Consider the following 2,989-nt stretch of genomic DNA (forward strand, 5'->3'; position numbering starts at 1 on the left):
GCCATGTTCAACCTCCATTCGTGGAGAGCCCGACAGCGTTCCGGCAACCGCCGTGGGCGTGGGCTCGGCCACCCACTGTACGCCCGCAAATGCGCGTTCCCCTCGCCGCTTTGCCAAAGCCGACTCCAGCGAAGGGCGGCTGCGGCTGCACAATCCGCGCCATGCCCCGATCCCTGCCCGACCCCGATCCCGTGCCCTACTGGCTCTATCTCCTGGAGTGCGAAGGCGGCGTGTACTACGCAGGGATCGCGCTCGACGTGGAGCAGCGCTTCTTCCAGCATGTGTTCGGACTCGGCGCCAAGTTCACGCGCGCGCGTCCTCCGCTGCGCGTGCTTGCAGCGCGCGCCTATCCCGACAAGGGCGCCGCGCTGCGGGCGGAGATCAGGGTCAAGGCATTGCCCCGTGCGCGCAAGCTCGCTTTCTTCGACGCCGAGGACTGACGCGCCCGCAAGAAAAAATACGCGCTTGACCGGCTGCGCTCCCGCCTGAAATTCGCTAGGCTTTGCTGGCGAGCGATTCCATCGAGCGCGGAGACAACGCGATGAGCCAGGGCGTATCTCTTCGTCTGCATGTGCCGGAGCCCACCGGGCGGCCGGGGCATGAGACGGACTTTTCCTATCTCCACCTGTCGCGCGCCGGCGAGGTGCGAAAACCCCCGGTCGACGCGTCGCCGGCCGACACCAGCGACCTGGCCTACACACTGGTGCGCGTGCTCGACGACGAGGGCCGCGCAGTCGGCCCGTGGGCGCCCGAGGCCGACCCCGAGCTGCTGCGCCGCGGCCTGCGCGCGATGATGAAGACACGCGCCTTCGACGCCCGCATGCTGATCGCGCAGCGGCAGAAAAAAATATCGTTCTACATCCAGTGCCTTGGCGAAGAGGCCATTGCCACCGGCCACGCGCTGGTGCTGCAGCAGGGCGACATGTGCTTTCCCACCTACCGCCAGCAGGGCCTGCTGCTGGCGCGCGACGACGTGACGCTGCTCGAGCTGATCTGCGAGCTGATGTCCAACGAGCGCGATCCGCTCAAGGGACGGCAGCTGCCGGTGTGCTATTCGATGAAGCGGGCCGGCTTCTTCTCGATCTCGGGCAACCTGGCCACGCAGTTCATCCAGGCGGTGGGCTGGGGCATGGCCTCGGCGATCAAGGGCGACACGCGCATTGCCTCGGGATGGATCGGCGACGGCGCCACCGCCGAGTCGGACTTCCACACGGCGCTGACCTTCGCGCACGTGTACCGCGCGCCGGTGATCCTCAACGTGGTCAACAACCAGTGGGCGATCTCGACCTTCCAGGCGATTGCCGGCGGCGAGGCCACCACCTTCGCGGCGCGGGGCGTGGGCTGCGGCATCGCATCGCTGCGCGTCGACGGCAACGACTTTCTCGCGGTGCTGGCGGCCTCGCGCTGGGCCGCCGAGCGCGCCCGCAGCAACCTCGGGCCGACGCTGATCGAATGGGTGACCTATCGCGCCGGCGCGCACTCGACCTCGGACGATCCCTCGCGCTACCGTCCGGCCGACGACTGGGCGCATTTTCCGCTGGGCGATCCGATCCCGCGCCTGGCGCAGCACCTGAGGTCCATCGGCGCCTGGTCGCAGCAGGAGCACGAGCAGACGCAGGCCGACCTGGAGGCGCAGGTGAACACCGCGCTGAAGGAGGCCGAGCGCTTCGGCTCCATGGCCGACGGCCACGTCGCCGGCGCCGCGACCATGTTCGAGGACGTCTACAAGGAAATGCCCGAGCACCTGAAGCGGCAGCGCGAGCAGCTCGCGTCCGAGGGCTGACGCCATGGCCTCGATGACCATGATCCAGGCCCTGCGCTCCGCCATGGACGTGATGCTCGAGCGCGACGACAACGTGATCATCTATGGCCAGGACGTGGGCTACTTCGGCGGCGTGTTCCGCTGCACCGAAGGCCTGCAGGCCAAGTACGGCCGCTCGCGCGTGTTCGATGCGCCGATCAACGAGGGCGGCATCGTCGGCTCGGCCATCGGCATGGGCGCCTACGGCCTGCGCCCGGTGGTGGAAGTGCAGTTTGCCGACTACGTCTATCCGGCCTACGACCAGATCGTGTCCGAGGCGGCGCGCCTGCGCTACCGCTCGGCCGGCGACTTCACCGCGCCGATCACCATCCGCATGCCCTGCGGCGGCGGCATCTACGGCGGCCAGACGCACAGCCAGAGTCCCGAGGCGCTGTTCACGCACGTCTGCGGGCTGCGCACGGTGATGCCTTCCAATCCGCGCGATGCCAAGGGCCTCCTGATCGCCTCGATCGAGAACGACGACCCCGTCATCTTCCTGGAGCCCAAGCGGCTGTACAACGGCCCCTTCGACGGCCACCACGAGCGGCCGCTGGTGTCGTGGTCGGCGCATCCGCTCGGCGAGGTGCCCGAGGGCTACTACACGGTGCCGCTGGAGTCGGCCACCGTGTTCCGCCCCGGCGCCGACCTGACGGTGATCAGCTACGGCACCATGGTGTTCGTCTCGGAAGCGGCCGCACGCGAGACCGGCATCGATGCCGAGATCATCGACCTGCGCAGCCTGTGGCCGCTGGACCTGGAGACGCTGGTCGCCTCGGTGAAGAAGACCGGCCGCTGCGTGATCGTGCACGAGGCCACGCGCACCAACGGCTTCGGCGCCGAGCTGGTGGCACTGGTGCAGGAGCATTGCTTCCACCACCTGGAGGCGCCGATCGAGCGCGTGGCCGGCTGGGACACGCCCTATCCGCATGCGCAGGAGTGGGCCTACTTTCCGGGGCCGGCGCGCGTCGGCGCGGCGATGCGCCGCGTCATGGAGAACTGAATGGCCACGCATGCAATCAAGGTGCCGGACCTTGGCGAAGGCATTGCCGAGGTGGAGCTGGTGGCGTGGCGCGTGCAGCCCGGCGACACGGTGGCGGAAGAACAGGTGCTGGCCGACGTGATGACCGACAAGGCCACCGTCGAGATTCCCTCGCCGGTCGCGGGCCGGGTGCTCGCGCTCGGCGGCGA

The 2,989-nt window shown here is 68.8% G+C and carries 4 protein-coding genes; all 4 read left to right on the forward strand.

The window, feature by feature from the left end; translation table 11 throughout:
• Positions 1–161: 161 nt before the first annotated feature.
• A complete protein-coding gene (locus AC1DOC_RS26975) occupies positions 162–440 on the forward strand; it encodes a GIY-YIG nuclease family protein (RefSeq protein WP_012746158.1) in 279 nt (92 codons plus the stop codon).
• Positions 441–541: 101 nt separating this feature from the next.
• A complete protein-coding gene (locus tag AC1DOC_RS26980; RefSeq protein ID WP_012746159.1) occupies positions 542–1,783 on the forward strand; it encodes a 3-methyl-2-oxobutanoate dehydrogenase (2-methylpropanoyl-transferring) subunit alpha in 1,242 nt (413 codons plus the stop codon).
• Positions 1,784–1,787: 4 nt separating this feature from the next.
• Positions 1,788–2,801, forward strand: coding sequence for an alpha-ketoacid dehydrogenase subunit beta (locus AC1DOC_RS26985; RefSeq protein WP_012746160.1), 1,014 nt, complete (start codon positions 1,788–1,790; stop codon positions 2,799–2,801).
• Positions 2,802–2,989, forward strand: a 188-nt coding sequence (locus tag AC1DOC_RS26990; RefSeq protein ID WP_478130855.1) for a biotin/lipoyl-containing protein, incomplete at its 3' end; no start/stop codon positions are given.

The sequence above is a fragment of the Variovorax sp. 01T439_2 genome, assembly GCF_056398445.1.